Source organism: Novosphingobium sp., from assembly GCF_036820275.1.
Taxonomy (GTDB): domain Bacteria; phylum Pseudomonadota; class Alphaproteobacteria; order Sphingomonadales; family Sphingomonadaceae; genus Novosphingobium.
On sequence record NZ_DAISLT010000013.1, the window covers coordinates 32,751 to 56,646 of the forward strand.

The following is a 23,896-nucleotide window of genomic DNA, read 5'->3' on the forward strand; positions in this document are numbered from 1 at the left end:
GATAGCCATGCAAGAGCGCACCGAACACGATACCGTCTCCTACACCGTCGAAAACCGCATCGCCTGGGTTTCGTTCAACCGGCCCGAGAAGCGCAACTGCATGAGCCCGAGCCTCAACCGGCGCATGAAGGAAGTGCTCGACGAACTGGAGTTCCGCGAGGACGTGGGCGTGCTGGTGCTGACCGGCGAGGGCACCGCCTTCTCAGCTGGCATGGACCTCAAGGAATACTTCCGCGAGAACGAGGAAAAGGGCCTTGGCCATGTCCGCAAGGCGCAGCGCGAGGCCTATGGTTGGTGGGAGCGTCTGCGCTGGTATGAGAAGCCGACGATCGCCATGGTCAACGGCTGGTGCTTCGGCGGCGCCTACGGTCCGCTGTTCGGCTGCGATCTGGCCGTGGCGGCCGAGGACGCGCAGTTCGGTCTTTCGGAAATCAACTGGGGCATCCTGCCCGGCGGCGGCGCCAGCAAGATCATCGTGGAGCTGACCGGTTTCCGCAACGCGATGTACCACGCGATGATGGGCGAGAACATCGACGGCAGGAAGGCCGCCGAATGGGGCCTCGTCAACGAGGCGGTGCCTGCGGACAAGCTGAAGGAACGCGTCACCGAAGTCGCCACCGTGCTGCTCGGCAAGAACCCGGTCGCGCTGCGCGGCACCAAGTGGGCGGTCCGCCGCGTCAGCGAGATGACCTTCGACAATTCGATGGACTACCTCGTCCGCACGCAGGAAGCGGCGAACTTCTTCGATGCCGAAGGCCGCAAGGAAGCCACGCGCCAGTTCATCGACGACAAGACCTACAAGCCCGGTCTGGGCGCCTACGATCTGAACAAGGCGCGCTGAGCGCCAGCCTGGGAGAGGCAGCGATGAACGATACAACCCTTGGCAGGGACGCCGTCGCGCGCCTGCTGCGGCCGCGCTCGATCGCGGTGGTCGGCGCCAGCGACAAGCCGGGCGCGCTCGGCGCCTCGGTGCTGAGCAACCTCGACCGCAACGAGTTCGCGGGCGAGGTCTACCCCATCAACCCCAAGCGCGAGGCGATCGGCTTTCGCAAGTGCCTGGCCTCGGTGGAGGATCTTCCCGGCGGCGTGGATGTTGCCGTGCTGGCGATCCCGCAGGCGGGCGTGCTGGATGCCGTGCGCGGGCTGGCCGCGCGCAAGTGCGGCGCCGCGATCATCTTCTCGGCGGGGTTTGCCGAGGGCGGAGAAGAGGGCAAGGCGCAGCAGGCCGAGATCGCCCGCATCGCCGCCGAACACGGCATGGTGATCGAGGGGCCGAACTGTCTCGGCCTCGTCAACCACGTCGACGGCATCCCCTTGACCTTCGTGGAAACCGATACGGTGGCGCCCGAAGGACGCCGCGCCGTGGGCGTGGTCTCGCAGTCGGGCGCGATGGCGGCGGTGCTCTGCACCACGTTCCAGGCGCGCGACCTGGCGATCAGCTATTCGGTCTCGACCGGGAACGAGGCGGCGAGCGGCGTGGAGGACTACGTCGACTGGCTGGTCGACGAGGAAAACACCCAGGTCATCGCCATGATCGTGGAGCAGTTCCGCCGCCCCGCCCGCTTCCTGGCCGCCGCACGCCGCGCGCGGGCGGCGGGCAAGCAGATCGTGCTGCTGCATCCCGGCAAGTCCAGCGCGGCGCGGGAATCCGCTGCCACCCATACCGGTGCCATGGCCGGCGACTACAAGCTGATGCGCCGCAAGGTGGAGCGGGCCGGCGTCGTCTTTGCAGAAACGCTGGAAGAACTGGGCGACATATCCGAGATCCTGCTGCGCGCGCCCGCGCTGGCGCAGGAAAGCTTGGCGGTGCTCGGCGAATCCGGGGCCTTCAAGGCGCTGACCCTCGATCTGGCCGAGGAGCAGGGCATGGTCCTGGCGCCGTTGAGCGACGGGGACTCGCCCGCCCTGCGCGCCGCCTTGCCGCCCTTCGTTCCGGTCAGCAATCCGCTGGACATCACCGCGCAGGGACTCAGCGAGCCCGAGATCTACACGAACACCCTGGCCGCCTTGCTCGACGATCCGCGGGTCGGCGGGGTGATCGCGGGCATCATCCAGACCGACCCGGTGACGTGCACGATCAAGGTGCCCGCCATCATGGCGGCGCTGGAAGAACGGACGATCGACAAGCCGCTGGTCTTCGCCGGGCTCGACGAGGGCGCACCGATCCCGCCGGAGCACATCGCCGCACTGCGGGCCAAGGGCATCCCTTGCTTCCCCAGCACCGAACGCGCGTTCCGGGCCATGGCCCGGCTCGGCGCCCTGGCGCGCCGGGTTCTCGCAACTGCGGATACCGCAGCTTTGCCGGTGCCCGGCCTTGCCGACCATCACGGCGTTATTGCGGAATATCGCGCCAAGGAACTGCTTGGACCGCTGGGCTTCGCCTTTCCGGCCGGACGTTTCGCGGACAGCGCCGAAGCGGCGGTCTCCGCTGCCGAGGCCCTGGGCTATCCGGTGGCGATGAAGGCGCAGGCAGCCGCGCTCGGTCACAAGAGCGATGCGGGCGGCGTGATCCTGAACCTTGCCGACGCCGATGCGGTTGCCGAGGCCTGGGAGCGGATCCACGCGAACGTCGGCGCCTATGACGCCGCGCTCGTGCTGGACGGCGTGCTGATCGAGAAGATGGGCGAGCGCGGGCTGGAGATGATCGTCGGCGGCCGCAACGATCCCGAATGGGGGCCGGTGGTCCTCGCCGGGTTCGGCGGCGTCACCGCGGAAATCCTCCAGGATGTGCGCCTGTTCACCCCCGACATGCCGGTGGAGCAGGTCGAGGCGGAACTGATGCAGCTCAAGAGCGCGCCGCTGCTGGCGGGCTATCGCGGCTCACCCGCGCTGGACGTTCCGGCGCTGGCGCGGCTGGTGGCGCAAGTCGGCGCGATCCTGGCGGCGGAGCCTGCGCTCGCCGAGATCGATCTCAATCCCGTGATCCTCCATCCCGCAGGCCAGGGTGCCGTCGCCCTCGACGCGCTGATGCTGGTGGAGCGGGAGGAACGTCCTTAGCCATCCATCCCTAAGTTTCTGCGCTTCGGATGCCTCGCTTATGGGGGAACGGTCGCGCAGCGCCATGTCGGGTTGTCGAAGGCTCTGCAAAAAAATGGCCGAGGCAGCGGACTGCCTCGGCCAAGGATTGCCCGTCCGTCGGGGGGAGAGCGGAACGGGTCGGGTCAGGTCAGCGCATGGCGCCGTGCGGCGATTATTGCGTCACCGGGCGCCGGGCCGCGCGGCGCCAGGCGGTCGGCGTGGCGCCCACGGCGGCACGGAACAGCCGGGCGAGATGGGCCTGATCGGTCAGCCCGCAGGCGCAGGCGATACGGGCGAGGGAATCGGGGGTCTCCAGCATGAGGATCTGCGCCCTGCGCACCCGCTGGCGGACGAGGAAGACGTGGGGTGTCTCGCCTGTGCTTGCCTTGAAGGCCCGTGTGAAATGCCCGGCGCTGAGGCCGACGAGCGCGGCAAGATGCTCCGCGAGGATCGGTGTGGCGAGGTTTGCGTCGATGTAATCGACGACGCGGCGTTCCTGCCAGGGGGCGAGACCGCCTTTGCGCTTGCTCGGCCGGTCGGCAATGCCGTCGGAGAAAACGCTGGCAGGAAGAACGCTGGCGGGCAGGAGGTCCCGCTTGCGTCCGGCAGCCCCGGCTTCGGGATGGAGAAGCGCTTCGAGGCGTTCGAGGTAATGGCGTGCCAGAACCGGATCGCGCTCCAGCGAACGGCGGACTTCGGCGACCAGGGTCATGGCCAGGGAGCGCTCGTTCAAAACGGTCCGGCAGATGTCTGGAGTGATCGTCTGGTGCAGCATTTCCCGTTCCCGAATCTTGCGGGAACAGGTTCGCCGATCGGGCGCTGCGAGGAAATCGAACGGCGGGCGAGTTCGCCTATCGCTTTGGGCTGGGCGTTTTAAACCATGGTTTAGCCTTTGGTATCCGCGGTCCATCTTGCAGGAGCAGCCGGAACGACCGGCGTCTCCTGCAAGATGTCCGGGTTCGGGGATTATTTGCGCTGGAGGCAGGCGTCCCGGCGCTGGGCGTTGCAGGGAGGATAGGACGCGGCCGGAACCGGGGGCGGATAGGCGCTTGCAGGGGCGATCGATGCGGCCGTGATGATCTTCGCGTCGGCCGGTGTGCCCGCGGGAAGCGGCGGATTGGCGGGCTCGTAACCGCCGGATGTCTCGACGGCGCGGAACCCGCCGGGGTCGGTGAACGTCCGGTCCTGGGCTTGGGCCGAGACCTGGAAGCAGATCGCGCCGATCGCGGCGACGAGGACGGTGAGAATTGTGCGCTTCATGGGATAGCTCCTTTCGCGTTGTCGAAGTCGGGGATGAACAGACGCGTGCGATCGGCCGGTGCGCGTTCGAGCATTTTCTAATCAGGCGGGATCACCCGATGACTCGGAAAATGCGGTAAAACAAAAACTCTAAATTCCCGGGCCAGGTCGAACCCGAGACCGCGTCTGTAGAAGAGGCATGACGACCGAGCGACTGCCGAGATGTAACTTGGGATCGCGATCAAGGACTTGAAGACAGCCCAAGGTATGGAGCGGACAAAACTGCGGTTGACGGGGGCTTCCGGTACGTTTTTCGGCACGATCTCCAGTCCGCATCGCCTGCCGGTTTGACGGACCTATACTTTGGCATGACGCTACCCTCGTATAGTTCATCGTCATCGCATCGATCTCCACACTGTATTCGTCAGTAACGGTGATGGAGAATTCACATGCGTAAGACGTTTCTTGCCTGCGCCGGTCTTGTCGGTGTCGCCGCTTCCCTCGCCGCCGCCGTTCCGGCATCCGCGCAGCGCCTGGAAAACAGGGGTGCGGACCTCGACGATCCGATCATGCTCATGGCCGAGCAGGACCTTCCGCGAAACCAGTTCATGCTCGACAGTTCCAGCGATGTCGAACTCGTGCGTTTCAGGAAGCCGCACGACCTCGAACTCTGCAATGCCCGGCCCGATCCCAATTCGGTGGACGGCACCCGTCGGGGTTATGCCATCGAGGCGTCCTGGGACAATGACGTGGCCGTCATCATGCCGGGCAACTGCCTCGCTTTCGATGCGCAGCGCCTGAAGGTGAAGGCGGCCGGAAACCTGCCCGACAATGTGATCCTGACCGGCACGGTTCGGGTCATTCGCTGAACCGGCGACGCGCGGCCCGCTTCGGCGGGTCGGCAGCCTGTGCCGATCGGGGAGCACGGACGATGTTGGAAAATGTTTCGAGGGCGCCGTCCGGACGCGCCTCGGCGACCCGTTTGCGGGGGCTGGTGGCCTGCACGAAGGAGCGGCACACGCCGTCCGGTGCGGGCCTTCCGGATGAGGCCGGAGTCCGGCGGACCACATGCAGGATCTGCGGCTGTGCGCTGGTCAGGTCCGGCGTGTCGCGGTGGTATCGCTCGGGATTGATGGGATGAGCAGATACGCGCTCCTCTGTGCGGCGGGCCTTGTCGGCATCGGCGCCTGTCCCGGCGTAGCTCTGGCCGAAACGAAGGCGGATGACGGGCAGAACGCGCCTGTGAGCATGCACGACCGCGTGACCGCGGGCGTGGGACTTGCCAGCGTGCCCAGCTACATCGGCTCCGATCAGAATGTGATCGTTCCAATGGCGGCGGCGCAGGGCCAGATCGCCGGTCTGGGCTTCGAGCTTGAGGGCACTTCACTCTCGCTCGATTTCGTGCCGCATGGCGATGCCAGGGGCTTCAAGATTCAGGCGGGTCCGGTCGCGTCGCTGCGGCTGGACCGCACGACGAAGATCCGCGATCACGCCGTCCGGGCGCTCGGCGAACTGTCCACGGCGGTCGAACTCGGCGGCTGGATCGGCTTGCAGAAGACGGGGGTGCTGACCAGCCCCTACGATACCCTGTCCGCCAGCCTGTCCTACCAGCACGACGTAGCCGGAGCGCACCGCAGCTACATCGTCTCGCCGGAGATCGACTACGACACGCCGCTGTCGCATCGCCTCTACGCCTCGCTGTCCGTTTCCGCGGATTACGTGGGCCGCCGCTTCGGGGCCTATTACTACGATATCGATGGCGCGGGCAGCCGGGCGAGCGGGTTGCCGACTTACTCCGGCGCCCACAAGGCGGGCTGGAAGGACTGGAACGCCAATCTCATGGTGGCCCGTTCGATCACCGGCGATCTCACCCACGGCATGAAAGTCTTCGCCAGTGCCGGCTACGGGCGGCTGCTGGGACGCTATGCCCGCTCGCCCGTGGTCGCGATTGCCGGGCGCCGGGGCCAGCCCAGCTTCGCCGTCGGACTGGGGTACACGTTTTGAGACGCTGGATCATCCCGGCAGCGATCGCGCTGCTGCTGCCGCTCCTCGGCGTGACCGGGTACTGGGCCCATCTCGGCTATTTCAGTTCCGATCCCTTCGTGACGGTTCCCGCGGTCCGCGCGCCGATTCCTGCCCGGAAGGGCGTGGTCGCGGTCATTCTCTCGGGCGACATGGGCTTCAGGATCGGCATGGGGCCGAAAGTCGCTGCCCGGTTGGCGCAGGACGGCATTCCGGTCGTCGGCGTCAATTCGCTGACTTATTTCCGGCAGAAGCGAACCGCCGGGGAGGCCGCCGCGCTGATCGAGGAAGCCATGCGGCGCGCTCTGGCGATGGAGCCGGACGGTCCGGTTCGGCGCGTCGTGCTGATCGGCCAGTCGTTCGGCGCCGACATGGTCAATGCCGGTTCCCCGAAACTGGCGCCCGACTGGCGCGGCCGGGTGCTGACGACCGAACTGGTCGTTCCCACCGACACGATCAACTTCCGCGCCTCGCCTGCGGAACTGCTGAACTGGACGCCGCCGGACGTTTCGGCGCTGCCTTCGGGACGGACACTCGGCTGGGTCCCGACGGTGTGCATATACGGCCGGGAAGAGACCGAAAGCCTGTGCCCGCACCTCCATCAGGCAGGCGTGCGGGTCGTGCCCCTGCCGGGCGGCCATTTTCTGAACAAGGACGTGAATGCGGTCCACGCCGCGCTGCTGAAGGGCATCGACGACGCCCTGTCCGCACCGCGCCGGACGACGACCGCGCATCGGGAGATCGCACGATGAAACCTGCCGTTTCCACCGTTTTCGCCGCTCTGGCGCTGGTCACGGCCATCGCATCACCGATGGTCCAGGCTCAGACTACCCTCGCCCCGGGCGAACTTTCCGGCACTTGGGTCAATCCCCGGGGCAGCGTGAAAGTGAAGACCGGCGAATGCGGGACCGACCTGTGCGGCTGGATCGTCTGGGCCGACGATCAGGCCACGTCGGACGCGCGCGAGGCAGGCGTCGACAAGCTGGTCGGGACGATGCTGCTGAAGGACTACCGCACGGTCAGCCCGGATCACTGGGAGGGGCACGTCTACGTTCCCGACATGGGCGGCACCTATTTCTCGCGCATGGAGCGTCTCGATCCCGAGCATCTCAAGATCAGCGGATGCGTGCTGGGCGGCTGGATCTGCAAGTCGCAGGTCTGGCTGAAGGACTGACGCCCATGCAACTTCCCTCCTGCATCCGGACGGCGGCTTCGCTTGCCGCGCGCCATCGCATGGCGCTCGGCGTGGCCGGCGTGCTGCTTCTGGCCCTCCTGGGGTTGGGCGCCCTGCGGACCCTGCTGCACAGCATCAGGGCCGCCGATATCCGCCATGCCTTCCACGCCATCGCCGCCTGGCGGATCGCCGCGGCACTTGCGCTGACCGGGGTGAGCTATACGCTTCTCACCTTCTACGACGTCTTCGCCCTGCGTGCGATCGGTCGGCCCCTGCCTTACCGGACCGCGGCGCTCGCCTCGTTCACGAGCTACTCGCTGAGCAACAACCTGGGCCTGTCGGTCCTGACCGGCGGCTCGGCGCGCTACTACGTCTACAGTGCGGCGGGGCTGACGGCAGGCGACGTCGCGCGGGTCGTGGTGATCGCCGGGCTGACCTTCTGGTCCGGCATCGCGGCGCTCGCCGGAGCCGCGCTCGCCTTTCATCCGATGGACCTGCCGGGGGTGTGGTCGCTACCGCCCTGGCTCCAGACTTGCGCGGGCGCGGCGATCCTGGTCCTGCTCGTCGCGAGCCTCGCCGCGGCCGGGCAGATGCGCAAGCACGGCTGGGATCTCCGAGGCCTGCCGAAGCCGGAGCCGCGCACCCTGCTGACGCAGATCCTGCTGGCCGCCGCGGACCTGTCGGCGGCCTGCGGGGCGCTTTTCGTTCTCGTGCCCGATCTTGCTCCGGCGATGTTTCCGGCGCTGCTGCTCGCCTATGTTGTCGCGATCGTCGCGACTCTGATCAGCCATGTTCCGGGCGGACTGGGCGTCTTCGAGGCGGTGGTCATCGCGCTCATGCCGGACATGCAGCGGGCCGATCTTGTCGCGGCGCTGCTGGCCTACCGGGCGATCTACTATCTCTTGCCGCTGCTCCTGGCCGCGCTGGTGCTGCTGGTCTCGGCCCGCAGGCGCTGGGGCGCCCCGGTCGCAGGAGCGGTCAATGCTGCACAAGGCCTGCTGCGCCAGATCGCGCCGCCGCTGCTCGCGGCGCTGTGCTTCTGCGGCGGCGCGATCCTGCTGATTTCCGGTTCGGTCCCTCCGGCGGCGACGCGGCTGCATGCCTTGCGCCACATCCTGCCGCTGCCTTTCGTCGAAGCCTCGCACATCGCCGCGAGCCTTGCCGGAACCGGCTTGCTGCTGCTGGCGCCGGGTCTCTATCGGCGGCTCGACGGAGCTTTCGTGGCGGCGCGGGCGCTGCTGGTCGCGGGCGCCGTCTTCGCGCTCATCAAGAGTCTGGATGTCGAGCAGGCCGTGATCCTGCTGGCGATCGCCGCGATCCTTCAGGGCGCGCGCCCGGCCTTCTATCGGCGTACCGCGCTGGCGGCGGGATTCTCGGCGCAGTGGGTCGCGGCCATCGCCGTGGTTGCGGCGGTCATGCTCTGGGCGGGCTTCTTCTCGTACCGCCATGTTCCCTACAGCAACACGCTCTGGTGGCAATTCGCCTGGCGGGGCGAGGCCTCGCGCTTCTTGCGCGCGAGCTTCGCGGTGACCGTGCTGCTGGGCGTGGTCCTGCTGGCGCGCCTGCTGCGGCCGGTGGGACCGGTCGACCGGGCCGAGGGCATGCAGGATCGGGACATCCGCGTGCTCGCCGGAGCGGTGCGGACCGATGCGATGCTGATGCTCACCGGCGACAAGCGGCTGCTGCGATCGGAAAGCGGGGACGCGCTGCTGATGTACCAGGTGCAGGGCCGGAGCTGGATCGTCATGGGCGATCCGATCGGGCCGGTCGAGGAATGGAGCGCCTTGCTCTGGCGCATTCGCGAACTGGCGGATGCGCAGCAGGGGCGGCTCCTGCTCTATCAGCTCAGCGCGAGTGCCCTGCCGATCGCGATCGACCTGGGATTGCAACTCATCAAGTACGGCGAGGAAGCCCGCGTCAGCCTTCCGGCCTTCTCGCTCGACGGACCGGGCGCCAAGTCCCTGCGGGCGGCGGCGCGCAAGGCGGAGCGGCAGGGCATCACCTTCGAGGTCGTGCCCGCCGCCCGGCTGGAGCCGCTGCTGCCGATCTTGCGCAAGGTTTCGGACGCCTGGCTCGCGATGAAGGGCGGCCACGAAAAGTCCTTCAGCATCGGCCGCTTCGATCCCGGCTACATCGCCCATTTCGACTGTGCGGTGGTGCGCTGCGACGGCGAGATCGTCGCCTTCGCGAACATCTGGAAAACCGCCACGCGCGAGGAGCTTTCGGTGGACCTGATGCGCCATGTCGAGACGATGCCGAACGGAACGATGGACTACCTGTTCATCGAACTGATCCGCTGGGGGCAGGCGCAGGGCTACCGCTGGTTCACGCTGGGGCTGGCACCGCTGTCCGGCATCGAAGCCCGGCCGCTGGCGCCGCTATGGGCGCGGGCGGCCGGCTTTCTCTATCGGCACGGCGATGCGTTCTATCGTTTCGAGGGGCTGCGGGCCTACAAGCAGAAGTTCTCGCCGGAATGGGAACCGCGCTACATTGCCGCCGGCGGCGGCCTCGGTTTCGCGCGCTCCCTGCTGGATTTGCAGACCCTGGTCGGCGGCGGCCGCGCGAGCGCCGCAAAGCCGATCTAGCGGGCCGCGCGTCACATCCGGCGCAACGGCGAATTGGCAAGACTTGCCGCGAGCAGGCCGAGCAGGGCGCCGGCGATGATGATGAGTTTCGCCGACTATCTCGTGTCAACCTTCCAGGACGATCTTGCCCGAGCGAACGGCGTGGGCGGCGTTAGGGTGTTCGGCGCGGCGCCGCTGCAATTCTCTGGGGAAGACGCAAGATCGGCGGGACGCCGGGTACTGTGTCAATGCAGCCACAGTTCGGCGAATTCCTGACACGATATTGCGAATAAGTACCAATAGCGTTAACGGCGCGCAATCTGACCTGAGATTGCAAAGGAATTCCGATGGCCTCCGTTCGCGCGCTTGCCCTGTGTGGCGCGGCGATTTTCGCCGTTTCGATGACGACTGCCGCTTATGCGGAGGACGCGCGTTCGGATGCAGTGGATAGCGCCAACAACGAAGCCGACAGCATCGTCGTCACGGCCCCGACCGCAGGCACGAAGACCGACACGCCGATCGTCCAGATCCCGCAACCGCTCACGATCATCACGGCGGACGAGTACCTGTCGCAAGGCGCCATCAGTATCAGCGATACGGTCAAGTATGCGGCCGGCGTTCTGGCCAATCCTTACGGCCGCGATACTCGCGTGGACGGCTTCAACGTTCGCGGTCTCGATGCGCTCCAGTTCCGCGACGGTATGCGCGATATCTTCTCCTATTACGCCAGCATCACGTCGGACCCGTACAATTTCTCCCGCGTGGAAATCGTGCGCGGCCCGGCGTCGGTGCTGTTCGGGCAGGGTTCGATCGGCGGCCTCGTCAATCTCGTGACGAAGACCCCGGACTTCAAAACCGGCGGTGAAGTGAACCTCGTCTACGGCAGCTACGACCGCAAGGAAGTCCTGGGCGACGTCAATGTCGCCCTGGCGGACAACCTGGCAATCCGCGCGGTGGCGCGCGTCCGCGATGCCGATACTTACGTCGATCACGTTCCCGACGACCGCGTGATGTTCGCGCCCTCGATCCGCTGGCAGCCGACGCCCGATACCGACATCGTGCTGACCGGCCTCTATCAGGAAGACGACACCGGTTCGACCTCGCAGTTCCTGCCGCTCGTCGGGACTTTCCGCCCCAATCCCGGCAATCCGTCGGGCAGGCTCGATCCTTACACTTTCGTCGGCAAGCCGGGCTGGGACCGTTATGCCGGACGCTCGCTTCAGGGCGGCGGCTCGGTCGTCCACAAATTCTCGGACACCGTCCGCCTCAGCGTCAAGGCCCGCTACATCGACAGCGACCTCGACTACAACTATCACGGGGTGAACAGCTATTATAATCCCGGCGTCCCCGGTTTCACGGAAAGTTCCATTTTCCCGACCAATCCCTACGGTCCGGACGGCCGCACGGTGATCATGAGTTCGTCCGCCAGCCAGGCGCGGATGAACGTCTTCTCGACCGACAACAATCTCCAGTTCACCTTCAACACCGGTCCGAATATCGAGCACAAGCTGCTGGTCGGTATCGACTACAGCTGGAACAAGGTCGGCAAGCGTTCGGCCAGCGGCGCGGGCCAGCTGGTAGACCTCTACGACATCGATCGCGACGCGCTGGACGAACCCGTCGCCACCGGTCCCTATGCCTATGACTCGCAAAAGCAGCTCGGCGTCTATGTGCAGGACCAGATCCGCTTCTACGACCGCGTCTCGGTCGTGCTGGGCGCGCGCCGCGACCGGGTGACCAGTTCGGCAGGTTCGAAGGACAAGGCCACGACCTTCCGGGCGGGCATCATCGGCGAGCTGGGCTGGGGCTTCTCGCCCTTCTTCAGCTATACCGAGAGCTTCCTGCCCGTCGCCGGTTCGGTCCAGGACATCGACGGCAATCCCCTCTCGCCCTACAAGCCCTTGACCGGCACGCAGTATGAAGTCGGCATGAAGTGGCAGCCGGAGCGCAACACGCTCGTCACCGTCACCGCGTTCAAGATCAAGGAGCAGAACCGCGTCCTCTATGGCGAATTGAGTTCCACCAGCCAGGCGGGCGTGCTGAACACCAAGGGGATCGAGGTCGAGGCCAGCCACACCCTGCCGGGCAATTTCGAACTGCTCGCGAACTACGGCTACAACAAGCTGAAGTCGGAGACGAACACCAATCTCGACTACATGCCGCGCCATACCGCTTCGCTCTGGTCGACCAAGACCTTCGGCCTGTCCGACGCAGCGCAGCTGCGTCTGGGCGGCGGCGTGGTCTATAGCGGCAAGAGCATTTCGACGAGTTCGCTCTGGTCGATCGTGACTCCCTCGCGCACCACGGTAGATGCTTTGGCGGAAATCACCCGCGACAACTGGCGCTTCTCGGTCAACGCGACGAACCTGCTGAACAAGAAGCAGTTCGCGTCCTGCCTCGCGCGCGGCGACTGCTTCGTCGCCGCCCCGCGCAACGTCATGGGAACGATCGGCTATCGTTTCTGATCGGTGTGACGGCAGCAACGGCTGCCGGGATAACCGGATAAACCGGGGGCGGGATCTTTTCGAGGTCTCGCCCCTCGGCATTCCTCGCGGATGAATGCGGGGCCCGATCGGCAGTGCTGTTGGCCTGCCGCGCGGCGGGCCGGAAGCAAAGCGTCTCCTTCGCGATTTGCCAAGTCCGATCGGCCCGTTATCATGGGTCTCATGTCGCTGGGAAATCGCGTGGGCCGCAGGGGCCGATGAAGGCCGACGCCGACATCTCCGGTTTTCCGTTCGGGCAGAAGACATTGTCCAGGCGCTCGATGGCGGTCGCGGCCTTCTCGACGATCGTCGAGTGGTACGACTTCACGCTCTACCTCTATCTCGCCACCGTCCTGTCGCGGGTCTTCTTCGGCGGCGGCGAAGGTTCGCTGGCGACCGTGCTCGGCGGTTTTGCGGTCGCCTACCTGATGCGGCCGCTCGGCGCGGCGGTGTTCGGACATATCGGGGATCGCCATGGGCGGCGGCGGATGATGCTGCTGTCGATGACGCTGATGACCTTGGCCATGCTCGCCACGGCGATGATGCCGACTTACGCGGCGATCGGCCCGGCGGCGGGCTGGTTGCTTCTGCTCCTGCGCTGCGTCATGGCCTTCTCGGTGGGCGGCGAATATACCGGCGTGGTCGCCTACCTGATGGAAGGTGCCCATCGTAATCGGCGCGGCCTGGTGACCTCGTCCGCTGCCGCGGCGAGCGAACTGGGCGGTTTGCTGGCGGCGGGGGTTTCGGCCCTGACGGTCAACGCGCTGGCACCTGACGCACTGGACGCCTGGGGGTGGCGCATTCCCTTCCTGTTCGGCGCCGTGCTCGCCGGAATGGTGCTGCTGGCCCGCGCCACCCTGGAGGAATCGCCCGAGTTCGAGCGGCAGGTGATCGGCCGCAGCGTGCCCGAGCGGCCCTTGCGACAGGTTCTGGCCCGTCACCGCGCGGCGATCGGACGGGGTTTCGCGATATCCGCGCTGGGCTCGATCACGTACTACGTCGGCATCACTTATGTTCCCGCCTTCGTCACGGAATCGGGCGTCATGGTGGAGAGCGAAGCGCTCTGGCTCTCCACGGCGGCGGCGTTCATGGTCATCTTCGTCACGCCTTTCGTCGGCGCTCTCTCCGATCGCATCGGCCGCCGTCCGGTCCTGCTCTGCGTCGGCGTGCTGGCGGTGCTGGTGCCTGCGGCTTCCTTCGCGGCGATGGGCGAGGGGGGCTATGGCGCCGCGCTGATCGGTGCGCTTCTGCTGGCCTCGCTGGGCGGAGCGGTGAGCGCCGTCGGCGCCGTGGCGACCGCCGAGCAGTTCCCCGGCGAAGGCCGCCTCTCCGGTCTTGCGCTGGGAGCGACCGCGGCGACGGCGGTGTTCGGCGGCCTTGCGCCTTTCGTGGCGCAATTGCTGGTGACGGGGACGGGCTGGCAGGCCGCTCCGGGCGTGATGATCGCCGTGGTGGCAGCCTGCGTATTGCCCGTTTTCGTGAAAACACCGGAGACCCGGCCCACCCGCTGAACGCCCGACCTAAAGGACGGCGACGAAACGCCTTCCCAGTCGGACCAGTGTCGGATTTCACAAAATGAGAAATCCGGCTTTGCCATTTGTCGATGGCAGAGTGCCTCGAATCGCGCCATTTACGTCGCCGTATCGCAGCAAAGTGCCGAATCCCGTTCGGACGCTGCCCTGTAACGAGGTATTTCGATCCATGACGGCTTTGACTGAAACGCAGTACGTCTATCGCTTCGGTGGCGGCGTCGACGACGGCGGCAAGGGCGACAAGAACCTCCTGGGCGGCAAGGGCGCGAACCTTGACGGCATGGCCGCGATCGGCCTGCCGGTTCCTCCGGGCTTCACCATCACCACCGAGATGTGCACCCGCTACTACAACGACGGCGGCGTCTATCCCGAGAGCGTGAAGGCCGAAGTGGCGCGGGGCCTGGCCCATGTCGAGCAGATCACCGGCAAGACTTTCGGCAACACCGCCGACCCGCTGCTGGTCTCGGTGCGTTCGGGCGCGCGCATTTCGATGCCGGGCATGATGGACACCGTGCTGAACCTCGGCCTCAACGACGAGACCGTCGAAGGCCTCGCCGCGACCTCGGGCGACGAGCGCTTCGCCTGGGACAGCTATCGCCGCTTCATCCAGATGTATTCGGACGTCGTGCTCGAACTCGACCACGGCGCCTTCGAGGAAGCGCTGGATATCGCCAAGGAAGATCGCGGCTACGACCTTGATACCGAGATGACCGCCGCCGACTGGAAGCTGCTGGTCGCCGAGTACAAGGCGATCGTCGAGAAGCTCTGGAACAAGCCTTTCCCGCAGGACGTGAACGACCAGCTCTGGGGCGCGATCGGCGCCGTGTTCGGCTCCTGGCAGTCGGACCGCGCCAAGGTCTATCGCCGCCTGAACGCGATCCCCGGCGAATGGGGCACTGCCGTCAACGTGCAGGCCATGGTCTTCGGCAACATGGGCGAGACTTCGGCCACCGGCGTTGCCTTCACCCGTGACCCGGCGACCGGCGAAAACGCCTACTACGGCGAATACCTCATCAACGCGCAGGGCGAGGACGTCGTCGCCGGTATCCGCACGCCGCAGTACCTGACCAAGGCCGCCCGCGAGCGCGCCGGGGCCAAGCCGCTGTCGATGGAAGAGGCCATGCCCGAGACTTACGCGGAACTCGCGGGCGTATTCGAGATCCTCGAAAAGCACTACCGCGACATGCAGGACATCGAGTTCACGGTGCAGCAGGGCAAGCTCTGGATGCTCCAGACCCGCTCGGGCAAGCGCACCGCCAAGGCGGCACTGAAGATCGCCGTCGACATGGCCCGCGAAGGCCTGATCGGTGAGGAAGAGGCCGTCGCCCGCGTCGATCCCGCCGCGCTCGACCAGCTTCTGCACCCCACGCTCGATCCCAAGGCGCCGCGCGACGTGCTGACCAAGGGCCTGCCCGCCTCGCCGGGCGCGGCTTCGGGCGCGATCGTGCTCGATGCCGACACCGCCGAGAAGCTGGCCGAACAGGGCAAGGCCGTGATCCTCGTCCGCGTCGAGACCAGCCCGGAAGACATCCACGGCATGCATGCGGCGCGCGGCATTCTGACCGCACGCGGCGGCATGACCAGCCACGCCGCCGTGGTGGCGCGCGGCATGGGCCGTCCCTGCGTCTCGGGCGCGGGCAGCCTCCAGATCGACAACGTCGCCCGCACCATGCGCATCGACGGCCGCGTGCTCAAGGAAGGCGATACCGTCACCATCGACGGCGCGACCGGCGAAGTCATGGCCGGCGAAGTCGCCACCGTGCAGCCGGAACTCGCCGGTGATTTCGGCACGCTGATGGAATGGGCCGACAAGGTTCGCCGTCTCAAGGTCCGCGCCAATGCCGAGACCCCGCTCGACTGCCGCACCGCGCGCGAATTCGGCGCCGAAGGTGTCGGCCTCTGCCGCACCGAGCACATGTTCTTCGACGCCGCCCGCATCACCGCCGTGCGCGAGATGATCCTGGCCCAGGGCGAGGCCGAGCGCCGCACCGCGCTCGCCAAGCTGCTGCCCGAGCAGCGCGACGACTTCGCGGAGATCTTCACGGTCATGGCCGGTCTGCCGGTGACGATCCGCCTGCTCGATCCGCCGCTGCACGAATTCCTGCCCCATGCCGAGGCGGAATTCGAGGAAGTGGCACGCGCCGCCAATGTCAGCGTCGACACGCTCAAGCGCCGCGCCTCGGAACTGCACGAGGTCAACCCGATGCTCGGCCATCGCGGCTGCCGCCTCGGTGTGACCTATCCGGAAATCTACGAGATGCAGGCCCGCGCGATCTTCGAGGCGGCGCTCATCGTCAAGGACAAGACCGGCGAGGCGCCGATCCCCGAAGTGATGATCCCGCTGGTCGCCACCGCCAAGGAACTGGAGCTGATGAAGGCGATCGTCGATCGCGTCGCCGCCGAAGTCTTCAGCGAACGCGGCGCCACGGTGGACTACCTCGTCGGCACCATGATCGAACTGCCGCGCGCCGCGCTGAAGGCGGGCGAGATCGCCGAGCTGGGCGAGTTCTTCTCGTTCGGCACCAACGACCTGACCCAGACGACCATCGGCATCAGCCGTGACGACGCCGGCAAGTTCCTGACGCAGTACGTGGACAAGGGCATTTTCGCCCGCGATCCCTTCGTCAGCCTCGATGTCGACGGCGTGGGCGAACTGATCGAGCTGGCCGCCGAGCGCGGCCGCAAGACCCGTCCGGACATCAAGCTCGGCATCTGCGGCGAGCACGGTGGCGATCCGGCCTCGATCGCGTTCTGCGAGAAGACCGGCCTCGATTACGTCTCGGCCTCGCCCTACCGCGTGCCGATCGCGCGTCTGGCGGCGGCGCAGGCGGCGCTCGCGGGCAAGTAAAAAGGTACAACCGCGTCGGGGAGGAGGAGCTACCTGACCGGGAATGCGGACTGCGCGCGAAAGCGTGCGGTCCGCATTTGCTTTTGGCGTCGGCGTGCTGCCGCGTTACGCATCTTGCTTCGCTACGCTCGGAATGACGAGATAGGCGGGATCACCGCCCGGCGCAGCGCTCCACCAGGAAATCGATCAGCAGTCGCGCCGGGCCGGTCAGGCTGGCGCCGTTGGCGGTCAGCAGCATCTGGCGCTCGGCCCAGGACTCGTCGAGTTCGACCAGCTTGAGACCCATCGGCACGATGAAGTTCTTCGCCGCCTCGCTGGGGAGCACGCCGATGCCGAATCCGGCCTGGATCATCCGGCAGACCGCATCGTAGCTGTCCACGGCGGCGCGCAGGCGGAAGGGCCAACCCTGTTCGTCGGCGGCGCGCGCGAGCAGGCGGGTATTGGCGGTGTCGTAGCCCATCTGCACGAACTCGTGCTCGGCAAGATCCTGGAAGCGCACCGAATGGGTGCCGAACAGCAAGTGCGGCGGCGCGACCACGGCGAGCCGGTCGCAGCGGTACTTCCAGGTATCGAGGCCGACCGAGCCGGGCTCTTCCAGGATGACGCCCACTTGCGCCTCGCCCGCACGGACACGGCCGACGATCTCGGAGGAATAGACTTCCTGGATATTGAGCCGGATCTTGTCGTTGGCATGGCCGAAGGCGGCGAGGTCGGCGGGCAGGAACTGGGTTATCGCCGCCGTGCAGGCGAGAATATCGACGCTGCCCTTGAGGCCGTTGGCATAGTCGGAGAGGTCGGACACCGCGAGGCCCACTTCGCGCATGATCCGCTGGGCATGGGCGAGCAGGGCGTTGCCCGCCGCCGTCGGCATGACCCCGCGCCCGTTGCGGACAAGGAGCTGGACGCCGAGGTCCTGCTCAAGCTGGGTCAGGCGGCGGCTGATCGCGCCGATCGCGAGATTGGCATCGTCCGCCGCGCGCGACAGGCTGCCCAGCTCGGCGACCCGGATGAAGAGTTGCAGGGTCGTCAGGTTGAGCATCGGGTGTCGCGCATATCGGCCATCTGCTGACTCTATAATTCGCAAGCGGAGCGGCGGCTAGGCTCGCTGGTCGGTGCGGCCCGATGTGGCGGTTTTTCCACACTATGACAGGCTTCGTCATTAATTTCGTGGAAACGTCCCAGCAATCTTGCGAGTCAGTCGCACTATCACTAGCAGCGCGAATGCGACTCATTCTCGAAAGGTTAATCATGTTCAGAACGACGGTCCGCGGCCGCCTTCTCCTGGGAGCAGCCACCGGCGTGGCGGCAGTTGCTCTTCTTCCGCTGTCCGCACAGGCTGCGGCGACTGGCTCGGACGACGCCATCGTCGTCAAGGGGGATCGTCCCGCCACCGTCGCATCGTCGGGCACGAAGAGCGACACCCCGATCACCGAAACGCCGCAGTCGATCTCGGTAATCGACGCCGCGACGATCGCCGACCTCGGCATCCAGAATCTGAACCAGGCGCTGCGCTACGTCGCGGGCGTGACCCCGGAAACGCGCGGATCTTCGGCCGAAGTCTACGACCAGTTCAAGCTGCGCGGCTTCGATGCGCCGGTCTATCTGGACGGGTTGAAGATGTTCAGCAGCGGCTCCGGCTATGCTGCTCCGCAGATCGACATGTCCCGCCTCGACCGCATCGAAGTGGTGAAGGGTCCGGCTTCGGCGCTCTATGGTTCGTCAAGCCCGGGCGGTTTCGTCAACGAGCAGAGCAAGCTGCCGATCGACCGCGAGTTCTACGGCGCGGTATCCGGCACCTACGGCAACTACAGCAGCTACCGGGTGGACGGCGACGTCGGCGGCAAGGCCGGCGAATCCGTGCTTTGGCGTCTCTACGGCAGCGTCAACGGTGCCGATGCCCAGCAGCGTTACGGCAAGCGTCGCCGCCAGACCGTCTCGGGCGCAGTGACGTTTGGCGCGGGGTCTTCCACGACCTTCACCGTGCTCGGCGCCTATTCGCACGATCCGTTCAACGGTAACTACGGCGTGTTCCCGGCCAGCGGCACCCTGTTCGACAACCCCAACGGCAAGCTCACAACCAAGTTCTACGGCGGCGAGCCGGGTGACTTCTTCAAGCGCGAACAGGCTGCAGCAACATTCATCTTCCGCCACGATTTCGGCAATGGCTGGGCCTTCCGTTCCTCGGGCCGCTATCAGTATGTGAAGAGCCGCCTGGGCATCGTCTACACTTCCGGCGCCGTCGTCGATGGCAGCGACACCGAATACCAGCGAGCTTCCTATGCGACCAATGAGAAGCTGAACAACTGGACCTACGACAACCAGCTCTCCGGTGAATTCACCACCGGTCCGTTGCATCACTCGGTGCTGTTCGGGGTGGACCGCCAGGTCGCGCATTCGACCGAACTCGCGAAGTTCGGCACTGCGACCACGATCGACGGCTTCGATCCTGTCTATGGCTCGATGCCGACGCCGACGAACCCTTACGAGGTTCCTGGGGTCGACCAGAACGGCAACTTTATCGATCCGGATTACACGGCCACGAAACAGCGCCAGCAGGGCATCTACGCGCAGGACCGCATCTCGGTTGGCGATCTCGACGTGACGGTGAGCGGGCGGCAGGATTGGGCGCGTCTCGAACAGAATGGCCAGGTCCAGCACGACAAGAAGTTCACCTGGCGTGCGGCCGCGCTTTACAAGACCAGCCTCGGCATCGCCCCTTACGTGACCTATTCGACTTCGTTCGAACCGCAGTCGGCGACGCTGGAGAGCGGCGGTCTTGCCAAGCCTTCGCTGGGCAAGCAGATCGAGGCGGGCGCCAAGTATCAGGTTCCCGGAACGGATATCCTGCTGACCGGCGCCTGGTTCCAGATCAACCAGACGAACGTGGTCGTCTACAACCCGCTGACCTTCGCCGCCTTCCAGTCGGGTGAAGTACGTTCGCGCGGTGTCGAGGTCGAGGCCAGCGGCTCGCTGCCCTATGACTTCAACTTCCGCCTCGCCTTCAGCACCCAGAGCGTGAAGACGCTCAAGGACGAGAACGCCGCCAATGTCGGCAAGGGCCTCGCCACGGTCGGCAAGGGCGGTATTTCGGCGAACCTCGCATGGGCGCCGAAGTCCGGTTCGCTCGAAGGCTTCACGATCGGCGGCGCGGTGCGCCATGTCGACAAGGTCTATGCCGGAAGCGACGAAGGCGTGAGCATCTACTCGCCGTCCTACACCGTGTTCGATGGCATGCTTCGCTACAACCTCGGCAAGCTGAGCCCCGATCTCGGCAACGTGACGCTCGGTCTCAACGCCACCAACATCTTCGACAAGAAGTACCTGACGAGCTGCTTCGCGGCTTATAGCTGGTGCTGGTACGGCAACCGCCGCACCGTGCAGGGCACCATCGGCTTCACCTGGTAAGCCAATCGAAAACCCCGCATCGCCCCAAGCGATGCGGGGTTTTCGCGTTTTCAGATCGTCCTATCCGGCGCGGTGCCGCGCCGGAAGACGAGCCGTTCGGACGGCGGTGCGGCGACAGCGGCTGCCGCATTGGCGGCAGGCAGCGCAACGAAGTTGGCCAGCGCGCCCACTTCCAGCCCGCGCCCTTCCAGTCCCAGCGCCCGCGCCGAATCCGTCGTCGCCATGGCCAGTGCGACAGCAAGGTGTTCGTCAGTGTAGAAGCCGGAGCGATAGCCGATCAGCATCGCGCGCTGGAGCATGTCGCCGTTGCCGTAAGGCCACCAGGCATCGCGGATATTGTCGTTTCCGGCAAAGACCCGCACGCCGTGTTCGCGCAGGCGCAGGACCGGCGGGAAGGCGCGGTCGCCCGGGGCATTGGTCATGATCGCAACCCCGGCATCGGCCAGGGCGCAGGCCACAGTGTCGAGCACCGGCTGCTCCACGTCGCCCAGCGCATAGGCATGGCTCACCGTGACGCGCCCGCCGAGGCCCAGTGCCAAGGTGCGCACGGCGATGCGGTGCAACTGCGCGATGCCGGGCAGGCCAGCCTCGTGCAGATGAATGTCGATCTTCGCGCCGCGCCGCTCGGCAATGCCAAAGACGACATCGAGATGGCCGTCAGAATCGCCGTCCATGCCCTCGGGGTCGATGCCGCCGACGACTTCGGCGCCCTCGCGAATGGCTGCGTCGAGGATATCCGCCGTGCCGGGGCAGGTCAGGATGCCCGCCTGCGGGAAGGCGACGAGTTCGATGTCCATGCGGTCCCGCCATGTCTCGCGCGCGGCCATCACCGCATGGAGGTGCGAGAGGCCGGTCGTGGCGTCGACGTCGACATGGCTGCGCATCGCCACCGTGCCGAGGCTGGCGGCCTGGCAGATCAGCACCTCGGCGCGGACGGCGGCCGGGCGAACGTCGGCCAGCATCGCCTTCTCGACGGCGAGCCGTTCGCGCAGGCTGGCGGCGGGGCGATGGGGTTGCCAAGGCTCGCCGAAGAAGCTCTTGTCGAGGTGGATATGGCCATCCACGAAGCCCGGCAGCACCAGTCGTCCGCCGAGGTCGATGCGTTCGGCGGTCTCATCGGCGTCGAGATCGCATCCGATTGCGGCGAAACGTCCGTCCTCAACCGCGAGATCCGCCGCGCTGCCGTCGGGCAACAGGGCATTGGTGAAGAGACGCTCGATCATTGGGCGGTTTCCGTCTTTTCGGCGGCATTCCATGTTGCGACTTTCGCCTTGGTCTCCGTGAGCATCCCGTCGAGCGCGGTGCGGTCGTAGAGTTTGCCGTTCATCACCACGGCGCGGATCGCGCGGGTCGCGGCGATGTCCTTCAGCGGATCGCGGTCCAGCAGCACGAGGTCGGCCGCCTTGCCGGGTTCCACCGCGCCGTAACGGTCGAGCTGGCCGAACCAAGCGGGACCGGCGCGGGTTGCGGCGGAAAGCGCCTCGGCCGGGGTGAGCCCCTTGTCGACGAAGAGGCTCAGTTCGTCATGCAGGCCAATGCCGGGATAGTTGAACGAGTTGAGGAAGCCCGCATCGGTGCCCGCGATGATCGTCACTCCAGCCTTTTCCAGCAGGGGCAGCACGGCGGCCATGCGGTCGAAATGCTCGTGGCGCGCTTTGACGGCGGCGGCATCTGCCTTGGCGGCGCGCTCGACGCGCCAGTCGTAGGTCTTGCGCAGCTTCGGGCCGATATAGGCGAGATAGGGATCGTTCGCGTGATCGTCGGCATCGAGCCAGGCCAGCACGCGGCTGCCGTTGAGCGTCGGGGTGACGAAAACATCCTTCGCGGCGAAATTGCGATAGGACGCCATGGCCGTGGCGGTATCGAACCCGGTGTTAAGGCGGCGATTGGCTTCGGCGCGGTCGATGCGGCCGGCTGCGAAGTCCGCCGCGATCGCCGCCTCGTCTTTCACGCCTGCCTTGTAGGCATAGTCTAGGTGCTCGATCGAGCTGATCCCGGCATCCACCGCCTGGGCGACGGTGAGGTCCATGGGAATATGCCCCGAAGTCCGCAGCCCGCGCGCCTTGGCCTGCGAAACGGCATAGAGGAACAGCTGCGGGTCGAGCGTGCTGTCGGTGATCTTCACGAAATCGACCTTGTCCCGCTCCTGAAGGCGGGCGAGCGCGGCGTCGGCATCGGCTCGGCTGCCGACTTCGATGGTGCCCTTCCAGACCGGCTTGATCCCTTCGATCTTGGCGCCGGAGGTCAGCAGGCGCGGGCCGAACAGCGTGCCGCCGGCGATTTCGCCGCGCCATTGCAGCACTTGCTCGGGAAGGTCGCCCGAACAATCGCGGATGGTGGTCACGCCGTGGGCGACGTAGAGCGGCAGGAGCGCCTTGTTCTCCTCGATCAGGTCCGGCCCGCCGCCGAAGTGGACGTGCATGTCCCAGAGACCGGGGATCAGGAAGCGCCCCTTGCCCTCGACCACGTTCTGCGCCTGCCAGGCGCGGGCGATCTCGCCGTCCTTGCCGACGGCCACGACATCCTTGCCGCGCAGGACGACCGCCTGTTCCTTGACGGCGCGGGCGTGTTCGACGTCGATCACGGTGACGTGACGGATCATCACGTCGCCCTGTTCGGCGGCAAGCGCGGGCGTCGTGGTGGTCATGAGCGTGGCGATCAGCGGGGCGAGAAACTTCATCTTGGGGCTCCTTCCCGGCGACAATACGCCAACTGTATAATCATTCACAAATTAGATGTTGGCATGATAATAATTCGATATAGGCATGATGTATGCTCGATCCCCGACTGCTCCGCAGCTTCGTCGCCATTGCCGATACCGGCCACTTCACCCATGCGGCGGAGCGGCTGGGCATGACGCAGTCGACGATCAGCCAGCAACTCGGGCGGCTGGAGGAACTTTCCGGCCATCCGCTGATAGACCGCGCCGCCCGCCCGGTCCGCCCGACCCCGCTGGGCGAACGGCTGCTCGGCCATGCCCGCCGTATTCTCCAGCTCGACGAGGAAGCGCAGAGCCTGCTGCGCGATCCGGCGGGCACTTCGGCGATCTCCATCGGCCTGCCGGAAGACCTGGCGACGCTCGCCCTTGCGCAGGGGCTTGCCCGCTTCGCTGCGGGCAACAGCCGGATCAGGCTCGACGTGGTGACCGGCCTCAGTCGCGATCTCGCCTCGCGCTACCGGCAGGGGGAGTTCGACATTGCCGTCGTCAAGGAGGATCGGCCGGGCCCCGATTGCCGAGCCAGCTTTCCGGAACCGCTGGGCTGGTTCGCCGCGCCGGATCATGCGGTGGAGGATCGCGATCCGCTGCCGCTGGTGACTTTCCCGATCGGCGGCCTCTATCGCGACACGATGTTCCGCGAACTCGAAGCCGCCGGACGGCGCTGGTATGTCGCCTTCTCGGGCAGCAGCCTGCAAAGCGTGCTGGCGGCGGTTTCGGCGGGCATGGGGATCTCGCTGCTGCCGCTTGCGGTCACGCATGGCCACGGCGTGAGGCGGTTGACGGACCTCGGCGAGACTGCGCCGATGGTGGTCTCGCTCTACGCCCGGGAGGAGCAGGCGCCGATCGGCGATCTCCTCCGCATGATCGCGGCGGCGCTGGAATCCCGTTAGGA

17 protein-coding genes are annotated in these 23,896 nt (G+C 66.4%); 12 read left to right on the forward strand and 5 right to left on the reverse strand.

Going from position 1 to position 23,896, the window contains the following annotated elements; translation table 11 throughout:
* Window positions 1-7: 7 nt before the first annotated feature.
* Both V7066_RS12290 and V7066_RS12295 read left to right on the forward strand, forming a co-directional pair.
* A complete protein-coding gene (locus tag V7066_RS12290) occupies window positions 8-841 on the forward strand; it encodes a p-hydroxycinnamoyl CoA hydratase/lyase (RefSeq protein WP_334183327.1) in 834 nt (277 codons plus the stop codon).
* A gap of 23 nt (window positions 842-864) precedes the next feature.
* A complete protein-coding gene (locus tag V7066_RS12295; RefSeq protein ID WP_334183328.1) occupies window positions 865-2,997 on the forward strand; it encodes an acetate--CoA ligase family protein in 2,133 nt (710 codons plus the stop codon).
* Between the two features lie 193 nt (window positions 2,998-3,190).
* Here V7066_RS12295 and V7066_RS12300 read toward each other — a convergent pair whose 3' ends face one another.
* Both V7066_RS12300 and V7066_RS12305 read right to left on the reverse strand, forming a co-directional pair.
* A complete protein-coding gene (locus V7066_RS12300; RefSeq protein WP_334183329.1) occupies window positions 3,191-3,793 on the reverse strand; it encodes an AraC family transcriptional regulator in 603 nt (200 codons plus the stop codon).
* Between the two features lie 191 nt (window positions 3,794-3,984).
* Window positions 3,985-4,278 carry a hypothetical protein gene (locus V7066_RS12305; protein ID WP_334183330.1) on the reverse strand — a complete coding sequence of 98 codons (294 nt, stop codon included), beginning with the start codon at window positions 4,276-4,278 and terminating at the stop codon, window positions 3,985-3,987.
* A 428-nt stretch (window positions 4,279-4,706) separates the two neighbouring features.
* Here V7066_RS12305 and V7066_RS12310 point away from each other — a divergent pair, with 428 nt between their 5' ends.
* The 8 genes from V7066_RS12310 (at window position 4,707) to ppdK (ending at window position 16,880) form a co-directional block, all read left to right on the forward strand.
* Window positions 4,707-5,126 (forward strand): hypothetical protein, encoded by a 420-nt coding sequence (locus V7066_RS12310; RefSeq protein ID WP_334183331.1) that lies wholly within the window; start codon window positions 4,707-4,709, stop codon window positions 5,124-5,126.
* Window positions 5,127-5,394: 268 nt separating this feature from the next.
* Window positions 5,395-6,261 (forward strand): MipA/OmpV family protein, encoded by an 867-nt coding sequence (locus V7066_RS12315; RefSeq protein ID WP_334183332.1) that lies wholly within the window; start codon window positions 5,395-5,397, stop codon window positions 6,259-6,261.
* Window positions 6,258-7,031, forward strand: a complete 774-nt coding sequence (locus tag V7066_RS12320) for an AcvB/VirJ family lysyl-phosphatidylglycerol hydrolase (protein WP_334183333.1) — start codon at window positions 6,258-6,260, stop codon at window positions 7,029-7,031. The genes V7066_RS12315 and V7066_RS12320 overlap by 4 nt, the downstream gene beginning before the upstream one ends.
* Entirely contained in the window at window positions 7,028-7,453 is a 426-nt protein-coding gene (locus V7066_RS12325; protein ID WP_334183334.1) for a DUF2147 domain-containing protein, read from the forward strand. Before V7066_RS12320 ends, V7066_RS12325 begins: the two co-directional genes overlap by 4 nt.
* Before the next feature lie 5 nt (window positions 7,454-7,458).
* The gene (mprF, locus tag V7066_RS12330) at window positions 7,459-10,038 is read left to right on the forward strand and encodes a bifunctional lysylphosphatidylglycerol flippase/synthetase MprF (protein WP_334183335.1); all 2,580 of its coding nucleotides are present in this window, start codon (window positions 7,459-7,461) and stop codon (window positions 10,036-10,038) included.
* Window positions 10,039-10,364: 326 nt separating this feature from the next.
* Window positions 10,365-12,482 carry a TonB-dependent siderophore receptor gene (locus V7066_RS12335; protein ID WP_334183336.1) on the forward strand — a complete coding sequence of 706 codons (2,118 nt, stop codon included), beginning with the start codon at window positions 10,365-10,367 and terminating at the stop codon, window positions 12,480-12,482.
* Between the two features lie 236 nt (window positions 12,483-12,718).
* Window positions 12,719-14,011, forward strand: coding sequence for an MFS transporter (locus tag V7066_RS12340; RefSeq protein ID WP_334183337.1), 1,293 nt, complete (start codon window positions 12,719-12,721; stop codon window positions 14,009-14,011).
* Between the two features lie 190 nt (window positions 14,012-14,201).
* Window positions 14,202-16,880 carry a pyruvate, phosphate dikinase gene (gene ppdK, locus V7066_RS12345; protein ID WP_334183338.1) on the forward strand — a complete coding sequence of 893 codons (2,679 nt, stop codon included), beginning with the start codon at window positions 14,202-14,204 and terminating at the stop codon, window positions 16,878-16,880.
* A 151-nt stretch (window positions 16,881-17,031) separates the two neighbouring features.
* Here ppdK and V7066_RS12350 read toward each other — a convergent pair whose 3' ends face one another.
* The gene (locus tag V7066_RS12350) at window positions 17,032-17,919 is read right to left on the reverse strand and encodes a LysR family transcriptional regulator (RefSeq protein ID WP_334183339.1); all 888 of its coding nucleotides are present in this window, start codon (window positions 17,917-17,919) and stop codon (window positions 17,032-17,034) included.
* A 209-nt stretch (window positions 17,920-18,128) separates the two neighbouring features.
* On the opposite strand from V7066_RS12350, the gene V7066_RS12355 reads away from it, so the two are divergent.
* Window positions 18,129-20,285, forward strand: a complete 2,157-nt coding sequence (locus V7066_RS12355) for a TonB-dependent siderophore receptor (RefSeq protein WP_334183340.1) — start codon at window positions 18,129-18,131, stop codon at window positions 20,283-20,285.
* Window positions 20,286-20,335: 50 nt separating this feature from the next.
* Here the strand turns inward: V7066_RS12355 and V7066_RS12360 are convergent, their stop codons facing one another.
* Both V7066_RS12360 and V7066_RS12365 read right to left on the reverse strand, forming a co-directional pair.
* Window positions 20,336-21,508, reverse strand: coding sequence for an amidohydrolase family protein (locus tag V7066_RS12360; protein ID WP_334183341.1), 1,173 nt, complete (start codon window positions 21,506-21,508; stop codon window positions 20,336-20,338).
* Window positions 21,505-22,965 (reverse strand): amidohydrolase family protein, encoded by a 1,461-nt coding sequence (locus V7066_RS12365; protein WP_334183342.1) that lies wholly within the window; start codon window positions 22,963-22,965, stop codon window positions 21,505-21,507. The genes V7066_RS12360 and V7066_RS12365 overlap by 4 nt, the downstream gene beginning before the upstream one ends.
* Before the next feature lie 92 nt (window positions 22,966-23,057).
* On the opposite strand from V7066_RS12365, the gene V7066_RS12370 reads away from it, so the two are divergent.
* Complete coding sequence (locus tag V7066_RS12370) at window positions 23,058-23,894, forward strand: LysR family transcriptional regulator (protein ID WP_334183343.1); 837 nt, start codon at window positions 23,058-23,060, stop codon at window positions 23,892-23,894.
* Window positions 23,895-23,896 lie beyond the last annotated feature (2 nt).